The following is a 15,477-nucleotide window of genomic DNA, read 5'->3' as shown; positions in this document are numbered from 1 at the left end:
TCGCCAGCAACCAAAAAAACGCGGGGGAGAGACAAAGCGCGGGGCTGGTGCCGCGATCCCCCTCACCCATGAAACGAGAACCACCATGAACACCCAAAGGATTGAACAGGTCGACCCCCGGTCACTGACTGTGGACACCAACGTGCGCACCGTGGCCGAACTCGGCACCGACTTCATTGCCTCGATCAAGGAGCACGGAGTACTCCAGCCCGTCACCGTCCACGAAAAGAACGGCACGCTCCACGTACTGATGGGCCAGCGCCGCACCCTCTCTGCCATCGAAGCCGAATGCCAAACCATCCCCGTCTATGTCGTGGCCACTCCCGAGGAAGCCGACCGACTGGCAACCCAAGTCGTTGAAAACGACCAGCGCCAGGAACTCACGCACGCCGACCGCGCCGAAGCGTTCCACCAGTTGTCCCTGCTGGGCATGACCCCAACCAAGATTGCCAAGCGCACCGGAGCGCAGAAGGAAACCGTTGCCCAAGCCCTCAAAGCCAAGGCCAACACCGCCGCCGCCGCATCGCTCGGACAAGGGCTGACCATTGAGCAGGCGGCGAAGATCGCGGAGTTCGACGGACACGAGAAGATCATTTCCCATCTGACCGAAACCGCGTTGGAAGAACCAGCGGAATTCGCCCACCTCGCACAGCGCCACCTCGACCAACTGGCCGAAGACGCCGCAGTGGAAGCGGCAAAAGCGGAACTGGTAGAAGCCGGTAAGGCGCTGGCCACGGCAGAGGAAATGAGATTCGACGGCACCGCCAAAGCCGTCACCTCGTTGAACCGCCCCGACGGCGAACCCGCCACCGAAGAGGACGCGACCGCATATCACGTTCGCGTCCTGTACAACGGAAAGATCGAAACCACACCCGTTGTCCAGGAATGGAAGGCCGCAGGCTTCGCGGACCGCTGGGGCAACAGCGGCAGTGGTTCCCGTTCGGGCCCCATGACCGAGGAACAGAAGGCCGAACGCAAGGAACTGATCAGCCGCAACAAGGACATGGACTCGGCAATCACCGTACGGCACGCATGGATTACCAACCTGCTGGCCCGCAAGACGGCCCCCAAGGGTTACCTGCACTTCGTGGCCAAGACCATGAGTGCACACAGCTACGAGCTAAGCCGCTCCATCCAAGAAATGGCCGCGACATTCGCGGGGATCAAGATCGGGGGATTCCACCCGGTCACGGAGCACACCGCCAAGGTCGCGGCTCGCAGTGAGTTCGCCATTCTGGCCCTGTGCTTCGCCGCCTACGAAAAGCACTTAGACCGCACGGCATGGAGGAACCCCACCGCCGATACCCGCGAATACTTCGCACAGCTGATCGCATGGGGATACACCCCCAGTGCAGTTGAAAAGCTGATCACCAACGAGCCAACCGCGGAATAGCCCGGTAGGGGAGGGGCACCGCTATCGGTGCCCCTCCCGTTTCTTGGTGGTGCGGGCGGCCTCCGCCGCACGCTCCCCCGGCCGCTTGACGCTGCGCGGTGGCGGGTTTGGTCTGATGAACCCCATGGATACATTGGAGCCTTTGGATAGGTTCAACCCATTGGGTCGAATGGGGCGGGGTCGGGTCCGCAAGCCCCGCGCCCACATGGGCACGGCAAAAGAAATTTCCTTCGGTCTTTTCCCGCACACCTGATGGACGCCGGGACCCAATCGACCACCCGCACACAATGCCCAGGTCACCACACTTGGTTGGCTCGCCTGTTGCTGCCGGGCAATGTGCACGGCCTCTGTTCTGATAGTGGGGAAGGCCTGCGGGGTTGGCTTGAACCCGCATTACTCAATTACTCATATGAGTAGTGAATCATTTACTCAATGCGGGATGGTGCGGTTTCAGGCGCCCTGGGCACTCGCTCGCTCGCACCCAGGAAGAGGACGCCCCGCTGGCGCGGTGCGGCTGTTGACCTGATTAGCCTTCGGCGAATCAGGTAGCCGGCCTTCGGCCGTCCCCTTTTTTTGGTTGCTGTCCTTCGGAGTGTATGGCCCGAAGCCAAGGGCACAAGCCCCTCGCTGCGCTTCGGGGCCAAGCGCCCGCACTTCTTTGATCGGCGCTTCGCTTATTTCCTCACAAAGAAGTCCGGGCCCTTGCCCTACGGGTTGATGCTCCTTGGTGCTCGGGCCGCTCATTTCATTTCGCCAGCAACCAAAAAACGCTGTGGGGGGCAAAGCGCACAGTTGGCCTTCGCGACCCCACCAAAGATCCCCAAACATCACGTTGCAAGGAAACACACCATGAAAAAGATTCCAACCCTCATCCTCGCCCTGGCACTGGCCTTCGGTGCCACCGGCCCCGCCGTCAGCACCCCGTCCCCACCGCCGCTCCAGAGCACCCATGTTGCCGCCGCCGTGCCAGCATCGGTGAGCAAACAAATCACCAAGACCACCACCAACCTGAACCTGCGTCTGGGGCCCGGAACGAAATACCGATCCTGGGGAATCCTGAACAAGGGAACCACCGTCGCCAAAACAGGCAGAACCAACGGCAAGTGGATCCAGATCAAGACCCACGGCAAAACCGGGTGGGTCTCCTCGACATACTTGCGCACCAGCACCACCAAGGCCGCCAGCCCCGCCCAAAAAACAGCAGCTCCCAAGAGTTCCCCGCCCCGTACACGGGCCGAGCTGCAAAGCTTCGTGGCACGCACCATCGCCCCATACTGCCCCAACACCAAAGTCACCGTCGGCAACGGACTTGTCTCCTGGTACTACTTCGGAGAAAACCGCATCACGGTCGGGGCAGGCCTGCTCAAATTCCCCACAGCCTCGATCAGGTTCGTGGCCATGCACGAATGCGCCCATCACCTCCAAGACCAAGCCGCAGGCAGCTACACCCGCGCCAATACCCTGGCCTCACGTTCCTTCGCCACGCTAGCCAAGAATGCCACCACCATAGAGCTCCAGGCCGACGCCATGGCACAACTCATGAGCGGAACCGCGGCAAAGACCTACGGTTCCTACACCCGAGCAACGCCGACCCAAACACAGCTCAAGACCGCCGCCGCCGTCATCGCGGACGGCCGCTGACACCCGTGGGGAGAGTAGTGCGCATAGGAATAGCTGAAGGCAACAGATCTGCCCTCAATGCTTCACACTCCACAGACCGTTCCTGAAAGGAACACTCCACTCATGAACACACTCGACCACATCGCAGCCCTGCTTGCCATTGGATACGCCATCATCCAAATTTTCACCGTTCTGACCTACGGGGGACGTTCACGGACCGTATGCAACCACCCAACGAAAAAGAAAGGACGATGCAAGCACCCTCGACGTCGAGGAACCCAATGCGCCGCGCGTCACGATGACGCCTGGATTACCTCTACCTATGCGTTGGTGGTTCTCTTGGTCACAGCAGCAATTGCCCTGGCACTCGTGAAACCCCTGAGCTTAATCACCAGCTAGTACGTCATCTTTACCTCAAATGTTCTCGACGCCAAGAGCGACGAAAAATGCCCTACTCTGATCGGTTAGATCGTGGGCATCTCACCTCAAGTGATGCACTGTTGGGCACCTTGCCCGCAGTCGGATAGGAAAGAAATGAGTAATCGCTCAAAACTTGCTCTTGCGGCCGCAGTTCTTTGGGCTGCTGGATGGGCTGCTGGAACATGGAATGCCGTGATGCGGTTGCTCGGGTTTATCCCGGATATTGAATACAACCCTTCGTGGATCAAAACCGTATACGATGCGATTTCTGGAGCAGCCAATGCGGCTCTGCTGGTGTTCTGCGTTTACCTTTGCGTCAAATACCTGGCAAAAGTTTCGTTCAAGGATGCAGGACTCGCATTCCCCACGACACGTGCCGCGTGGAAATCTACGCTCACCGTAGCGGTGCTTTATGTGCTGATCCAAGTGGTGGGAAAAGTTGCCCAATTTCTACCTTCACTACTGACAGGCGGAGGGCCTTCTGGGTACCCGACCCCTGAAACGGCGTCGTTGGTCTGGCAGGTACCGCTAGCTTTCTCCTCGGTATTCGAGGCAGGTCCCACCGAAGAACTTGTGCTTGTCGTGGCGATTCCGTTGCTTCTGCTGGCGGCGCGTGTGCCGTGGCGCGCTGTCCTGGCTATCGCCATGATTGCCCGTGTCAGCTTCCATCTCTACTACGGTTGGCTTGCTGTTCCTGGTCTGGTTCTATGGGCGTTCTTGGCGATTCTGCTGTGGCGGGTATGGCCTAGTGCTTGGGGGCTGGCACTCGGCCACGCAATCAGCAACGGACTCAGCGTCCCCGGTGTTTTGAACCTTCCGACCGCTGCGGTCACAACGGCCGGCGTAGTTCTTGTTGCCTTGGTAATTTGGGGCGGATTCATTCTTGTCAGGAATTTCCTCGGGCACTGGGCGCAACTCCAAGCGTCCGGCAATTTCAGAAACACTGACCTGGATACCAGCAAGAATGCCACGAAATTTCGATGGGACGGCAACAAAAAGCTAGCTCGATAACTACCTCCGAGGAGAAACGTGAAGGTGCGCCCCAAACCTCTTGACGATCGGGGCGCACCGCTAAGGAGCATTTCAGGAACGGAGCAGGAAGAGGACCGCGAGACCTGAGCGATGTGCGAACGACCCCACCGGAAGAAGCGGGCACTATCCTTGAGGCTGAAGCCGGAGCCTTCTACTCTTGCCGCCCGGTACAACAGTTGAACGGTAGAGGATTTCTGCACAGTGAGCTTTGTTCCTGATCCCGAGAAAACCCAGCGATACCCTTTTGGCCGGCGGCCCTACGTCGAATTCGATACTCCGGAGGGTAGGGTCCACGCGAATGTCATCGGGTGGCAAGGCCACATGGTCTTGGTGGAATACCCGCCTCAGCTGATCACCAAGTTCACACATGGCCAGCGCGTCGTTGAATGGCTGGACCGCTCCCAAGCCGTCCGGATCCGCAGGGAGGATTCCATCTGGGCACTAGTGGAAGACGACGTGAAATGGCACGAGTCCCAGGACCTGGCGATATCCAAACGGCCCGATCCGTGGAATATCTACAAGCAAGAATTTCCGGACGGGGGAATGAACCACGGCAGCGTGTGAATCATCGCCCATCGATGACGACGGCAGCTTCCTGCACCGAGTCTGAGGCTGATTCCCCATGAAGGAACGAACGTTCCTGTGCAAGTGGAGTGTCAGAGTTCGCTCATTTTCCGCAGCTCTGGAGAATTGAAATTCGCCGGCTTGTCCATGGTCTTGCCGGCCTCGTCCAGGAACAATCGGTAGTACACCGTGCTCAGGCGCCCATCAACACCACTGAGTGTTCCGGCCCGGTACGCATCGTCCATCCATTCGGGATCAAATATCGCCTGCACCCAGGCATCGCACTCGCCCGAGGGCAGCGAGGTCCTGCCGCCCATGACCCGGTGATGACCAGCGATGGATATCGTTACGCAGGTGCCAGCCACCGATGGATCTTCCATGAGCCAGCCCAAGTCTGAGACGTCCCCACCCAGGGTGAGGTCCACATGCTTGTCCCAGAGAGAGCGTACGGGGCCGAGGTGGGGAAGTCGCCGATCAGGGTCTTTCTCGTTGTGGGGTCCGCTATGTCCCTCGGGGCCGAAGACCTTGCCCCGGAAGGCCGCAAGGGGTTCTCGATACTTCTTTTGAATTCGCGCGCTTAGTTCGTTGATGTCCATCCCAATAACTTACCGAGCTGCCCCCACAAATGATCGTTTTGGGTGCGCCCTACTGCTGTGGCAGGCGGTTGTGCGACACGCCCAGAGGGGGCGCATCGAAACTCCCCACCGAAACTGGTTTGCTTCCAAAGCTTCCCAGATAGATTTTTGGTTGCGTCTAAACAACTGGTGAGAATCGCAGCGCTGGAATCTTTCGGAGCCGAATGCAGTGGCATACCCTCAGTTTCGTGCACCGTGAAAGGATGAGGCAGAAGAAGGTACATCGTGCGACTAACGATCCTAATAGTCCGCTAACGAACGGATCCTAGCGGAAGCGTGCCTGTTCAGTCCTGAGCATATTGAAAGGGTTGATGTATTGGACGCCTAGGTGGTGACAGGCATCTGGTATTTTCACGCGTTTCTTCGAATTTGGTTCTGATGTTTCGTGGGTGACCACCACGTAGCCTTCCGCTTTGGCATGAGCGACCAAGTAGTAGTCGGCAGACTGGAGAAATTCGGAGATTGCGCTGGGCTTGAAGCTTTTCGCGGGGCTGCTAGCCCATTTGGCTAGGTCTATCAGGCCAGGGGTGATTTTTGCCGGCGAGCAGGTTGCGAAGAACCCCGATGGCCGTGCTTTGGCCCACTCAGCCAGCTCGTCGTGGCCGCGTAGGAGCTCATGGCCCACTTTGTCGATACTGCGGAGCTTCCCTGAGCTGTGATTGGCAGCTATCCACTCCCAAAAACCCGGAACGAAGTCTAAGCCGTAGTGCGCGTTCTTTGCTGTAACGAACACATTGGCATCCAAGAGGTAAGTCACTTAAAAGGCCCCAACCTTTTCTCCCAGTTTGTGGAACACCGCAGGATTGTGGGATCCGGAAAGCTCAAAGGCGTGCCTGTGTAGGGTGCCGCCCTCCATCGTGTCCGCTACTAGGGCACGGATGAAACGTTTCCCAAGGCGATACTGTTGCGTATTGTAGTAGTCGCCACCGGAACTAACTCGGCGTGCTTTACCCATTACGCGGTCCAGTTCGAACTCAAACTGTTCGCTATAGCTGTCCCAGCTCCACTGCGTAAGGTCGAAAATTCTACGAAGCACCACGAGGGTACTGACTTTGTATACCCGGGCGAGACGATCCAACTCCCTGGTCAGATCAGTGCCCGCCCGATATTCGGTGCGTAGATGGGCTAAAGGAACTAGCAGTTCGGCTGCCACAGAGTTGCACCATTTCTCGATGGCGTTCGATTCCATCACGTGCAGATCTGGAAGTGAGACGGCAGACTGCCCCAACCACACATGTGCCAACTCATGAGCCAACGTGAATATCTGCGCGGCCTTGGTGTCAGTGCCATTCACAAAGACCAAAGGAGCCGTAGCATCAGCCAATGCAAAGCCGCGGAATTCATTGGGATCCAGGATGCGGTGTGTGTTGGATCCGACTATGCCGCTGATCATAACCAGGATTCCGGCGTCCTCGGCAAGTGCGGCTAGACCAAAGAGAGCGTCTTCCCACTTTTCGTATCGGTTCCGTACACTCCAATTCAGCCCCAGGACTTCTCCCATCTGGGCAGCTGCGTCAGCTATCGGGGTGCGTGTAGTCACAGAACCGACGAACTCCAGGGGATCAAGATCGCGCCGTGCCGCGTAGTCCAGGTACCAGTCCTGTCGTCGCTCGCATATGTAGATGGTTTCGAGCAGGTCAGCACTGGGGGCCTGGACGGCCACGTTGCCTATCGTCCGAAAATCAGGGACGGGAAGATCTTCTTGAAGCGGTTCAGGGAGAAAAAAGTAGCCTACGGGCGTATAAGTTGCCTCGGCGTATTTTTCTAGCTGCCTCATCGTCGGCAGTGCCTCTCCGGATTCCCAGGTCGGGAGCTGGGGGAACTTCTTCAATAGATCTTCCACCGATTTGCCGGCCCTTTGACGCGCCCAGGCGAATAACATGGGAGCAACTTCAACGCGCTCTACCACTGATTCCCCCTGTTCATGTCTGTCCCGTCGTGTCTCGTCAGTATACGGTGCCACCCAGAGCTGGCAGCTATTTTAAGTACTGACCTGCCTAGATACGCTCTAGATGTCATGTTCCTTGAACGATTACCGCACAGTCCAAAGTCCAAAGGCCCTTGCACTGAACGAGGGCTTTGAATGCCAACTCCCAACGGACAATGTTCAGTGATTGATGGAAGCCTGGCCCATCAATTGAGGGACGAGTCGGGCGTATCTCCAGAAGACCCGAATTAGACCGAGAATACCTCAGCCGTCGCCGAGGATGAACGGGAAAATTTTTTTCTCCAGTAGTTTGTGAATCTTCCACCAACGCCGTGAATTGATTTCATCTTTGTTCCGCTTGTTGAACATCTTCACTAGGAACTCGTACCCACCATCGTGATCCCACTGGTCCGGCGTGAATACGCCTTCGTCGTTGAGGTACTTGAGTAGTGCACGTGAAAAATGCTTGGGAAACGTGTCCTCCCCCGCATTGATCGCACTGCGGAGGTTGTGGATTTGGCTGAACAGGTTTGCTTCGCTGGTTAGATCTTGACGCCCGAATTTGCGCACGCAAACGTTGCCGATCGGATACAGCTGATTCCCGTTGTACACGTTCTCAATAGTGAACATCTCAACCAGATTGGGATGGTGGCAAACACACATGCCTTGACCAGCGGGGTCTTCCTCTAGGTCAACGACCGTCCATTCAAGCACGGCCGTGCCCCAATTTTTGGACACTGATGAGGCGACCACAGCCTCTTGAAGTGCTTTGAAATAACCAGTCGTCATTTTTATCCCCCTTGGCTATGACTTTACAACAGCGGTTAGCTCAAGCTGGTCGCTAACCTTGGTCGGCCGGCGGCTACAAGTTGCACTGCAAATATGTCGCCCTTATCGCCGTTACTCATGGCATCCTGTGCGTTTCGTGAGAGCGTTCCAGTTCCTTGGAAGTGGAACACCCCCGACCCGGAATTCGAATCAGGGCGACACGCCGCCAAATTTCGTTCCATAACTAACCTTGACCGGGCGGTCCGCGAGCAGGCCCTTCGGTGCGGTAGCTGCGAGCCGCATAAGGGGATCCATGCCCGCGCAGATGGGCACGCGTTCGCCGTCGGTGCGGTTAGGTACGGTCGCCTGCGAGCACCCCAAAGATTACGGTGTCGGTCCATTCATTCTTGCTCCACCAGTCTTGGCGAAGATGCGCCTCGTGCCGCATCCCTGCCCTGCGTGCAAGTTTGGCCGAGGCCATGTTGCGCCCGTCCATCTGTGCGGCGACTCGATGAACACGGTAGTGATCGAACGCCAGATCGAGGACGGCTCTAACCGCTTCCGTGGCAAGGCCCTTGCCGCCGTGGTCCGGGTCAAGCACCCACCCGATTTCTGCGGACCGTCGTTCCCGGTCGGTGAACCATAGAATCACATCGCCGACGGGGGTTTGGTCGTGCTCGATGACGAGGGCGAGTGCTCCGGCGTCGCCGTCGAGATCGGTCTTGGCGATGCGCTCGCTTGTCTTCTTGCGGGCGATCTCCGCCGTCCACGGGTCGTCCAGGAGGTACCGTGCAACCTCGGGGCGGGAGTAGACCTGCAGCAACCAGGAGGCGTCGGCTTCGGCATGCGGTCGAAGGACCAGCCGGGCAGCGCGGTGTGGAAGGACCAACGAATTCATCACCATCAAGAGACTAGTGGTCTTTTGTGTTTATTGCCGTATCACTTCAATAACCCTGCGACCTCTTGTATTGCGTGAGGCTGCTCTGCATCCGTAAGCGGAACGCTTTGCGGGACTCGTGGAAAGAGTGCTGATGTGCCCTGCTCGGCAAGGGCCAGCCCATAGGGTGGAGTGATGACGGCACGTACAGATGAAGCCCGAAGAATCTCCGATGTGCTCGCAGGGCTCGATGATGAAGACGTGCGGACGCTCATCAATGCTGCCGAGCCCGTTGGCGTGGGCATCGGGGGAACAACCAAGACGGCCCGCATCGGCGGAACGACCGTTTTCGTGAAACAGCTCCCGCTGACAAACATTGAAGAGGCTGATCCAACCGCCACTGCCAGTCGAATCCAACTTCCCTTCGTCAGCCACTACGGGATAGGAAGCCCCACCCACGGAGTCGGGCGAGAATTGGCGGCGCATCAGGCGACCACCGAGTGGGTTCAGGCTGGAGCCGCGGATTTCTTCCCGCTTTTGCTCGGGTGGCGGGTCGTTGATCTGAAGTGCGATACCGACCTCAGCGAATTTGACGGCGATGTTTCCCAGCGCCAGTGGGGGACGCATTGGCCCCAGGTCAAGCGGAAACTCACCGCGATGAAGGACGCGTCCAAGAGTGTGGTGCTTTTTCTTGAATACGTGCCCGAGACGCTGGGCGCTTGGGTGCGCAGGAGCCTGACCGACGGCACCGGAGAGGACGTCTTCGCCGAGGTGATCGACCAGATCACCGAGGCCACGGCATGGATGAAGACGCAAGGATTCCAGCACTTCGATGTGCATCCGGGAAACATCCTCGTACGGGAGGGCAGGCTACTCCTCACGGACTTCGGCCTGGCGCTCTACCGCGAGTTCGACCTCACCCCGGAGGAAAGAGCCTCCATGGCCGCGCATGAAGGCTTCGACCTTGATACTGCCCTTATGCACCTGTTCCACTGGGTGCTGTTCGAACTCGGCTATACCTCCGGCCCGCAGCGCCTGGCACTGTTGCGTGCCGCCGCCGGCGACTCAGCTGCGCCAGCGCTGGATCCGGTGCGCGTGGCCCTGGGTGGGAGCGCCGACCTGATTGCCGAATATGCGGGTGTCGCTGTCCATATGACCGAGATGTTCGGTGCCCTCATGCGGGATGTGTCTGCCACGCGGTACGAGAGCACCCAAGACAGGAGCATTCAGCGATAGCTGCCTAATTGGTGGAGTCGAGCCTTCGTAACTGTGGCGTTCCAAACAGCAACGGCATACGCAACAAATTCTGTGGGGCTTGGCTAGTCCGCCGTCTCGGTCATGGCACGCAAGGCTGCGACATGGCCGACATACGCCTTCCGTCCATCCACGGTCAGCGCAACTCTGACGTGGCTTCGGCCTGCCTTGGAGAACCGTTCAACGTAGACGTACCCGGCATCGGTCAACTGCTTGAGATGTTTGCTCAGCACCGAATCCGCGACTCCAAGCAAATCGCGCAACTGGGCAAACTCCGCCCATTGCAGCGGGGCCAGGCTGGCACAGATCCGCAGGCGAACCGGGGCATGGATCAGCTCGTCGAACTTCGCCGGGTTAGATGGGGCGCTCATTGGCGTCCTTCACTCGATTGTTCACGGTGGCGGTGTGCATGCGGGACATGCAGAACCAGCCGACCCCAAGCAGGACGACCCACTTGGCCGCGACTTCCCACCATGTGCCCGGTTCCCAAAAACGGCTGAATTGCATGACCAGCATAAACAAAAGGAAAGACAGGAAGTACGGCCCCGAGTGGCTCCGTATGGGGCGTGCCTTGGGCCGCTTCCGCATCACGAGGTAGTACCAAATGCCCAGGGGAATGCCCAAGGCGCACAGGCCGAGGATCGCTGGCCAGGGAACCACGGTGATCAGCGCCATGACGGTCGCAATGAGTGCCACCAGTACGAGCGTGAACCCGCGAGGCGCCTCCGTGGAGTTCACCATGGCGTTGGAAACTCCGTCGACCTCTGCGAGCACTGACCGGGGGTCAAAATCTTCAGACCGTGGTTTTTCTTCAGTCACGACATTCTCACTTTCCATTGTGGAAAGTTTGCCTTTTCCGTATCGGAAAGTCAAGGAACGAGCGGCAAACGATGGTTCGTGCTTCCGGAGGGAAACCTGATTGATCGACCCGAAAAGGGTGTGTGCCATTTTGATGTTGGGAAAGTGTCCCGCAAGACGGTCGGCCAGCGGTGCATGTGCAGACGACTTCGGAAATTTTCGAAACCGTATGGTTCCGCAGCTGTCATATTCCCGTATGCCCCGCCCGACTTAATGCCCGGTGAAGGGGGGCTAAACGATACACTCAAAACCATGACCGGACTCCTCATTGGATACGCGCGCGTATCCACCAATGACCAAGACCTCACCGCCCAGAAAAACGCCCTACTGGCGATGGGCGTGTCACCGGAGATGACGTTCACCGACCAAGGACTCACCGGCGCCAATCGGGCGCGGCCCGGACTTGGGCAAGCACTGGCGGCCTGCCGAGGCGGGGACACCCTGGTCGTGACAAAACTCGACCGACTGGCACGCTCATTGCGCGATGCAAAGGACATCGTCGATGAACTCACCCGCCGCGAGGTCAAGCTCAGCATCGGCGGCTCCGTCCACGACCCCACGGACCCGGTCGGCAAGCTTCTTTTCAATGTCCTGGCCATGGTTGCCGAGTTCGAGGCAGACCTGATCCGGGCACGAACGCGGGAAGGCATGGCTGTCGCCAAGGCCAAGGGTAAGCTGCGCGGGAAGCAGCCCAAGCTCTCCAAAGCGCAGGAAGCTCATCTCGTCGCCGTTCACCTGGCAGGGAAACACACGACCGTTGAAATCGCCGAGCTCTTCGGCGTGGCCCGTTCCACCGTCTATCGCGCCATCAAACGCGCCGGCGAAACCACCGAGTAGACCCACAGAAATTTGCCGTCCGCGCCGGAACCGGCTCCTCGGTACGTCGCTAGCGTGAATTTCCGGGGCGATCTTCCTGGCCCCGTTTCGAAGCTGGACAGGCTTTCGCGCAACATGGAGGACGGCACCCGGATGCTGGCCGACTCGCAGCGCCAAGGGTGGCGCATCATCTGTCTCGACCTGGGGGTCGACACGGCAACCATCATGGGTGCCGGTATGTACGACATGGCGTTGAACTTCGCGGAGATCGAACGGAAGTTCATTGGCCAGCGCACCCGCGCCGGCATGCAGGAGATCAAACGGACTACGGGCAAGCACATGGGCAGGACCGCGACCCTGCCCCTTGAAACCATGCGCCGCATTCACCAGCTTAAAGGCGATGGGCTGCCCCTGAGGTCGATCGCGGAACAACTCACGCCGAGGGGGTTGCAACGGCAACGGGCGGAAAATGGTATGCATCAACCGTGAAGGCAGTCCTGGAATCGGTGGCTCTCGAGCGGGAATTGAATGCAGCGGAAGGGAAACGCGACCGAAGCCTTATGATCTAGCTACCCCAGGTGTAACCCGGTTCCTCTGTACAGGAAACCTGCGCGCCGACGTAGACAGGGTAGTCCCTGCTCCACGTGTTGTAGGAGGGTACACCGATAGTTCCGATGAGAAAAACTGGTTCGCCTGTGACGTCAGCAGAAATGCCTGTCAGTGTGCCTAAGGGCCCTGCGCCATATTCCTTGTAGCTTCTTGCACTAATCCAAAATCGTTGGTAACCACCGTTCGACATGTCCATGGCGCCGATCTTGGACTTGAACGTCCTGCACTTCTTGCCCAACATGATTTGGCGCCAGGTGTATCCGCTGTCCGCACTACCGATTACACGTGGATAGGTTTTTCCGGCGACCCTCCAGTAGTCCTGGTGAGTAAGCCCCACGTAACCTTCGGCTGGGGTGTAATCCAGTGAGTACCAGGCGTATACGGTGACATTCCTAGCCGCAGAGGCCGTACCTGTCACGCCAGCAGTGCCTTTGATCCATACGCGGTACGCGGTTGTATCCAGACCAATTGCCTTCCCCTTGACGGAAAAAGCACGCTTTGAGTTGACCTTTGCGGTGCCTAGGTTCTTCCAGGATTTACCGCTTTTTGCCTGGAGGGTGGCTTCCTGCCCAACAAGGGCCTTGCTGGTTGTTCCGGAAAGCGTGATGTTGTCCCCGGCGTTTACCGTGGTGGCTGAGACTTTTGCGACTGTAACCTGTTGCTTCACTTTGACTGTTTTGCGGCTACTGCTGGAGGCTTTGGCTGTCCGAGATCCGGCGAAGGTGAGACGGAAGTCGTAATTTTTCTGTAGACCGGTTACCTTGACGGAGACGCGGCCTGCAGAGTTTGTTTTGGCGGTGCGGACATTGTGCCACTTAGACGTCCCGGAGATGCGTTTCTGGACGGTCACTTTGACGCCCTTGTATGCGCGGGAACCCTTTTTCAGCTGGCCCCCAACGGTGACGGACCCGCTCGGATTAACCGTTGCTGTTGACAGCGTGACTGTGGCCGAAGTCGTGTCCTTGCCTGCGGCCGAGGCAGGCCCGACGAGCAGACCTACGCTCAGGAAAGCTGCGAGCAAAGAAATGAGCAGAGTTTTGACGAGTGATTGCATGTAGTCCCCCAACAGATCATGGAAAACGACACCTCCCTCTGTTCCGAGAAATGGTGTCGTTGTCCCGCAATCCTATCCCTGGATGTAGCGAAAAGGTGAGTCTACTTGGGAATTTAGTATTCTTCAGTGGACTGGGGTCTTTGCTGCTGGTTAGTCGAGCAAGCCGCGCTGTTTTGCATCGGCGCAAACGGGCGTTGAATATGCGCTATCCAGCATTATGCAGGCAGTGATGATATTTGATTCAGCGGTGTCCTGGGTGACAGTGGTAAAACCGACTGACGAGGGGTTGCTCTTCACCCCGTTCATCCATTCTGCGGCGTCCTTGCACGCGCTTAGGGCTGGACGTTCAGCGTTATTGGCCTGTTCAACTGTAAGCGACGCGTCCACTACGGCCGCTGCCTGTTTTGTCAGGGCATTGTTACAGGCTGATGAAACGGCCGGTTCTTTCGTGCTAGAGCACCCAGAGAGGAAAATCATTCCGACTAGGGCTGAAACGGCAATGGGCGCAATTTTAGATCTCAGGCCTTATGGAATCACGATGGGAACGGAATATCTGAATCGGTTAAGTTCTCATGGGGTGGGGTTCAAGAGTGCAACAGAGTGTAACTAGCGCCCTCGAAGATCCTTCTGCTGGCTGTGAACGGAGCAGGCTACTGGCCAGACCACGGCCCGTTCCTGGCGGAGAACCACGCTACCGTCGGTTATTTCACTTTTTCACAAGCCCCCAGTAGGCGCCGTTCGGCAATCCGCGGTTGTCACGGTCGGCACCATCCGTGCTGGCAACTCTTGACCATGATTGAGGTTAGTGCAGAGGACTTCTGAAAAAATGTGTTTGGTGCAGAGGACTTCTGACCAATTAATGTCAGCAGTCCCCTGCACGCGGGCCATCCTTCCGCATGAACTGGTGCAGGCGGCTTCTGAAAACGACATTTTTAGCTGTCGGTTTTTTGGTGCTCGGGTGTCGCGGTGGGGGATCGGCTTAAGAGAACGCCTCATGTTCCTCACACGGACACCAGGGCATCTGTGCCCCGCCGCACCATAAAAGCACTGTCCAAAACATCGGGCTCTATTAGTTCAGATGACTTGTGAGGTGGCAAAACTGGGTGGCTACCTAAAAAATTTCGGGCGCTTACCCGACAAATCTTTTCCGTGCCGAGATCCCACTTAAGGATCTTTTGTGTGCGCACCATGGTGTATCGGAAAGTTTCCGAGACTATGCAAAGGAGTAACCGTGGAAAACGGACGTGTATGTTGGAGCGAAAATGGCGGATCATTCTTCGTGGCCTACTACCAGGACAAACCTGACGAGGGAGAGAGGACCTATTCCGAACTAGTCCAGAAGGTTGAAGCGCAAACCGGTTTGAGGGTTTCGACTGAGCGCATCAGCGCGATTAAGTTCCAGCATGATGGGGAGGTGCATATCGTCCAGGTAGGAGAAGCAAGCCATCGCGAGCCTGGGCTGGTCATGGGTATTTTTCATGAGCCGTTTGTGCGGGGCATGTATTACATCGCTTCGCCAAACTATGGATTCAGGACACCGGGTGCCATTGCAGTAGGGAAAAACGAGATTCTGAATGTGCAGTACTTCGCACCCCTTTAAGCCCAAACCGTGGGTATCGGCCGTATCCTTGTATAGAAAATAGTTTCTAT

Annotated in this window: 17 protein-coding genes; 9 read left to right on the top strand and 8 right to left on the bottom strand. The window is 57.7% G+C overall.

All coding sequences use genetic code 11. From position 1 onward, the window contains the following. Nucleotides 1–85 precede the first annotated feature (85 nt). The 5 genes from ACIQLF_RS21170 to ACIQLF_RS21150 all read left to right on the top strand — a co-directional run bounded on the left by ACIQLF_RS21170 (nucleotide 86) and on the right by ACIQLF_RS21150 (nucleotide 5,029). The gene (locus tag ACIQLF_RS21170) at nucleotides 86–1,393 is read left to right on the top strand and encodes a ParB/RepB/Spo0J family partition protein (protein WP_400303027.1); all 1,308 of its coding nucleotides are present in this window, start codon (nucleotides 86–88) and stop codon (nucleotides 1,391–1,393) included. Between the two features lie 849 nt (nucleotides 1,394–2,242). Continuing rightward, nucleotides 2,243–3,034, top strand: a complete 792-nt coding sequence (locus ACIQLF_RS21165) for an SH3 domain-containing protein (RefSeq protein WP_400303025.1) — start codon at nucleotides 2,243–2,245, stop codon at nucleotides 3,032–3,034. 102 nt (nucleotides 3,035–3,136) lie between these two features. Further along, nucleotides 3,137–3,412: a hypothetical protein gene (locus ACIQLF_RS21160; RefSeq protein WP_400303023.1), complete on the top strand. Its 276-nt coding sequence runs from the start codon at nucleotides 3,137–3,139 to the stop codon at nucleotides 3,410–3,412. Nucleotides 3,413–3,547: 135 nt separating this feature from the next. Continuing rightward, on the top strand, nucleotides 3,548–4,444 hold the full coding sequence (locus ACIQLF_RS21155) for a hypothetical protein (protein ID WP_400303020.1): 897 nt from the start codon (nucleotides 3,548–3,550) through the stop codon (nucleotides 4,442–4,444). 351 nt (nucleotides 4,445–4,795) lie between these two features. Next, on the top strand, nucleotides 4,796–5,029 hold the full coding sequence (locus ACIQLF_RS21150; RefSeq protein ID WP_400303018.1) for a hypothetical protein: 234 nt from the start codon (nucleotides 4,796–4,798) through the stop codon (nucleotides 5,027–5,029). A gap of 92 nt (nucleotides 5,030–5,121) precedes the next feature. On the opposite strand, the gene ACIQLF_RS21145 is transcribed toward ACIQLF_RS21150, so the two are convergent. The 5 genes from ACIQLF_RS21145 to ACIQLF_RS21125 form a co-directional block, all read right to left on the bottom strand. Next, nucleotides 5,122–5,625, bottom strand: coding sequence for a hypothetical protein (locus tag ACIQLF_RS21145; RefSeq protein WP_400303015.1), 504 nt, complete (start codon nucleotides 5,623–5,625; stop codon nucleotides 5,122–5,124). A gap of 304 nt (nucleotides 5,626–5,929) precedes the next feature. Beyond that, entirely contained in the window at nucleotides 5,930–6,421 is a 492-nt protein-coding gene (locus ACIQLF_RS21140) for a DUF4411 family protein (protein ID WP_400303013.1), read from the bottom strand. Then, complete coding sequence (locus ACIQLF_RS21135) at nucleotides 6,422–7,573, bottom strand: ImmA/IrrE family metallo-endopeptidase (protein ID WP_400303010.1); 1,152 nt, start codon at nucleotides 7,571–7,573, stop codon at nucleotides 6,422–6,424. A gap of 282 nt (nucleotides 7,574–7,855) precedes the next feature. Beyond that, the gene (locus tag ACIQLF_RS21130) at nucleotides 7,856–8,380 is read right to left on the bottom strand and encodes a hypothetical protein (RefSeq protein ID WP_400303008.1); all 525 of its coding nucleotides are present in this window, start codon (nucleotides 8,378–8,380) and stop codon (nucleotides 7,856–7,858) included. Nucleotides 8,381–8,711: 331 nt separating this feature from the next. After that, a complete protein-coding gene (locus tag ACIQLF_RS21125; RefSeq protein ID WP_400303005.1) occupies nucleotides 8,712–9,257 on the bottom strand; it encodes a GNAT family N-acetyltransferase in 546 nt (181 codons plus the stop codon). A gap of 174 nt (nucleotides 9,258–9,431) precedes the next feature. On the opposite strand from ACIQLF_RS21125, the gene ACIQLF_RS21120 reads away from it, so the two are divergent. Continuing rightward, the gene (locus ACIQLF_RS21120) at nucleotides 9,432–10,472 is read left to right on the top strand and encodes a hypothetical protein (RefSeq protein WP_400303003.1); all 1,041 of its coding nucleotides are present in this window, start codon (nucleotides 9,432–9,434) and stop codon (nucleotides 10,470–10,472) included. Between the two features lie 83 nt (nucleotides 10,473–10,555). On the opposite strand, the gene ACIQLF_RS21115 is transcribed toward ACIQLF_RS21120, so the two are convergent. Both ACIQLF_RS21115 and ACIQLF_RS21110 read right to left on the bottom strand, forming a co-directional pair. Next, a complete protein-coding gene (locus tag ACIQLF_RS21115) occupies nucleotides 10,556–10,861 on the bottom strand; it encodes a transcriptional regulator (RefSeq protein ID WP_400303001.1) in 306 nt (101 codons plus the stop codon). Continuing rightward, on the bottom strand, nucleotides 10,845–11,327 hold the full coding sequence (locus ACIQLF_RS21110) for a hypothetical protein (protein WP_400302998.1): 483 nt from the start codon (nucleotides 11,325–11,327) through the stop codon (nucleotides 10,845–10,847). Before ACIQLF_RS21110 ends, ACIQLF_RS21115 begins: the two co-directional genes overlap by 17 nt. A 273-nt stretch (nucleotides 11,328–11,600) precedes the next feature. On the opposite strand from ACIQLF_RS21110, the gene ACIQLF_RS21105 reads away from it, so the two are divergent. Both ACIQLF_RS21105 and ACIQLF_RS21100 read left to right on the top strand, forming a co-directional pair. Continuing rightward, nucleotides 11,601–12,185, top strand: a complete 585-nt coding sequence (locus ACIQLF_RS21105) for a recombinase family protein (protein WP_400302996.1) — start codon at nucleotides 11,601–11,603, stop codon at nucleotides 12,183–12,185. A 114-nt stretch (nucleotides 12,186–12,299) separates the two neighbouring features. Then, nucleotides 12,300–12,653: a recombinase family protein gene (locus ACIQLF_RS21100; protein WP_400302993.1), complete on the top strand. Its 354-nt coding sequence runs from the start codon at nucleotides 12,300–12,302 to the stop codon at nucleotides 12,651–12,653. A 76-nt stretch (nucleotides 12,654–12,729) separates the two neighbouring features. On the opposite strand, the gene ACIQLF_RS21095 is transcribed toward ACIQLF_RS21100, so the two are convergent. Further along, the gene (locus tag ACIQLF_RS21095; protein WP_400302990.1) at nucleotides 12,730–13,827 is read right to left on the bottom strand and encodes a hypothetical protein; all 1,098 of its coding nucleotides are present in this window, start codon (nucleotides 13,825–13,827) and stop codon (nucleotides 12,730–12,732) included. Nucleotides 13,828–15,058: 1,231 nt separating this feature from the next. Here ACIQLF_RS21095 and ACIQLF_RS21090 point away from each other — a divergent pair. After that, nucleotides 15,059–15,427 carry a hypothetical protein gene (locus ACIQLF_RS21090; protein WP_400302987.1) on the top strand — a complete coding sequence of 123 codons (369 nt, stop codon included), beginning with the start codon at nucleotides 15,059–15,061 and terminating at the stop codon, nucleotides 15,425–15,427. Nucleotides 15,428–15,477 lie beyond the last annotated feature (50 nt).

This window comes from Paeniglutamicibacter sp. NPDC091659, from assembly GCF_044756805.1.
GTDB lineage: Bacteria > Actinomycetota > Actinomycetes > Actinomycetales > Micrococcaceae > Paeniglutamicibacter.
The sequence above is the reverse complement of the archived record's forward strand: the minus strand, read 5'-3'. Positions and strand labels throughout refer to the sequence as shown.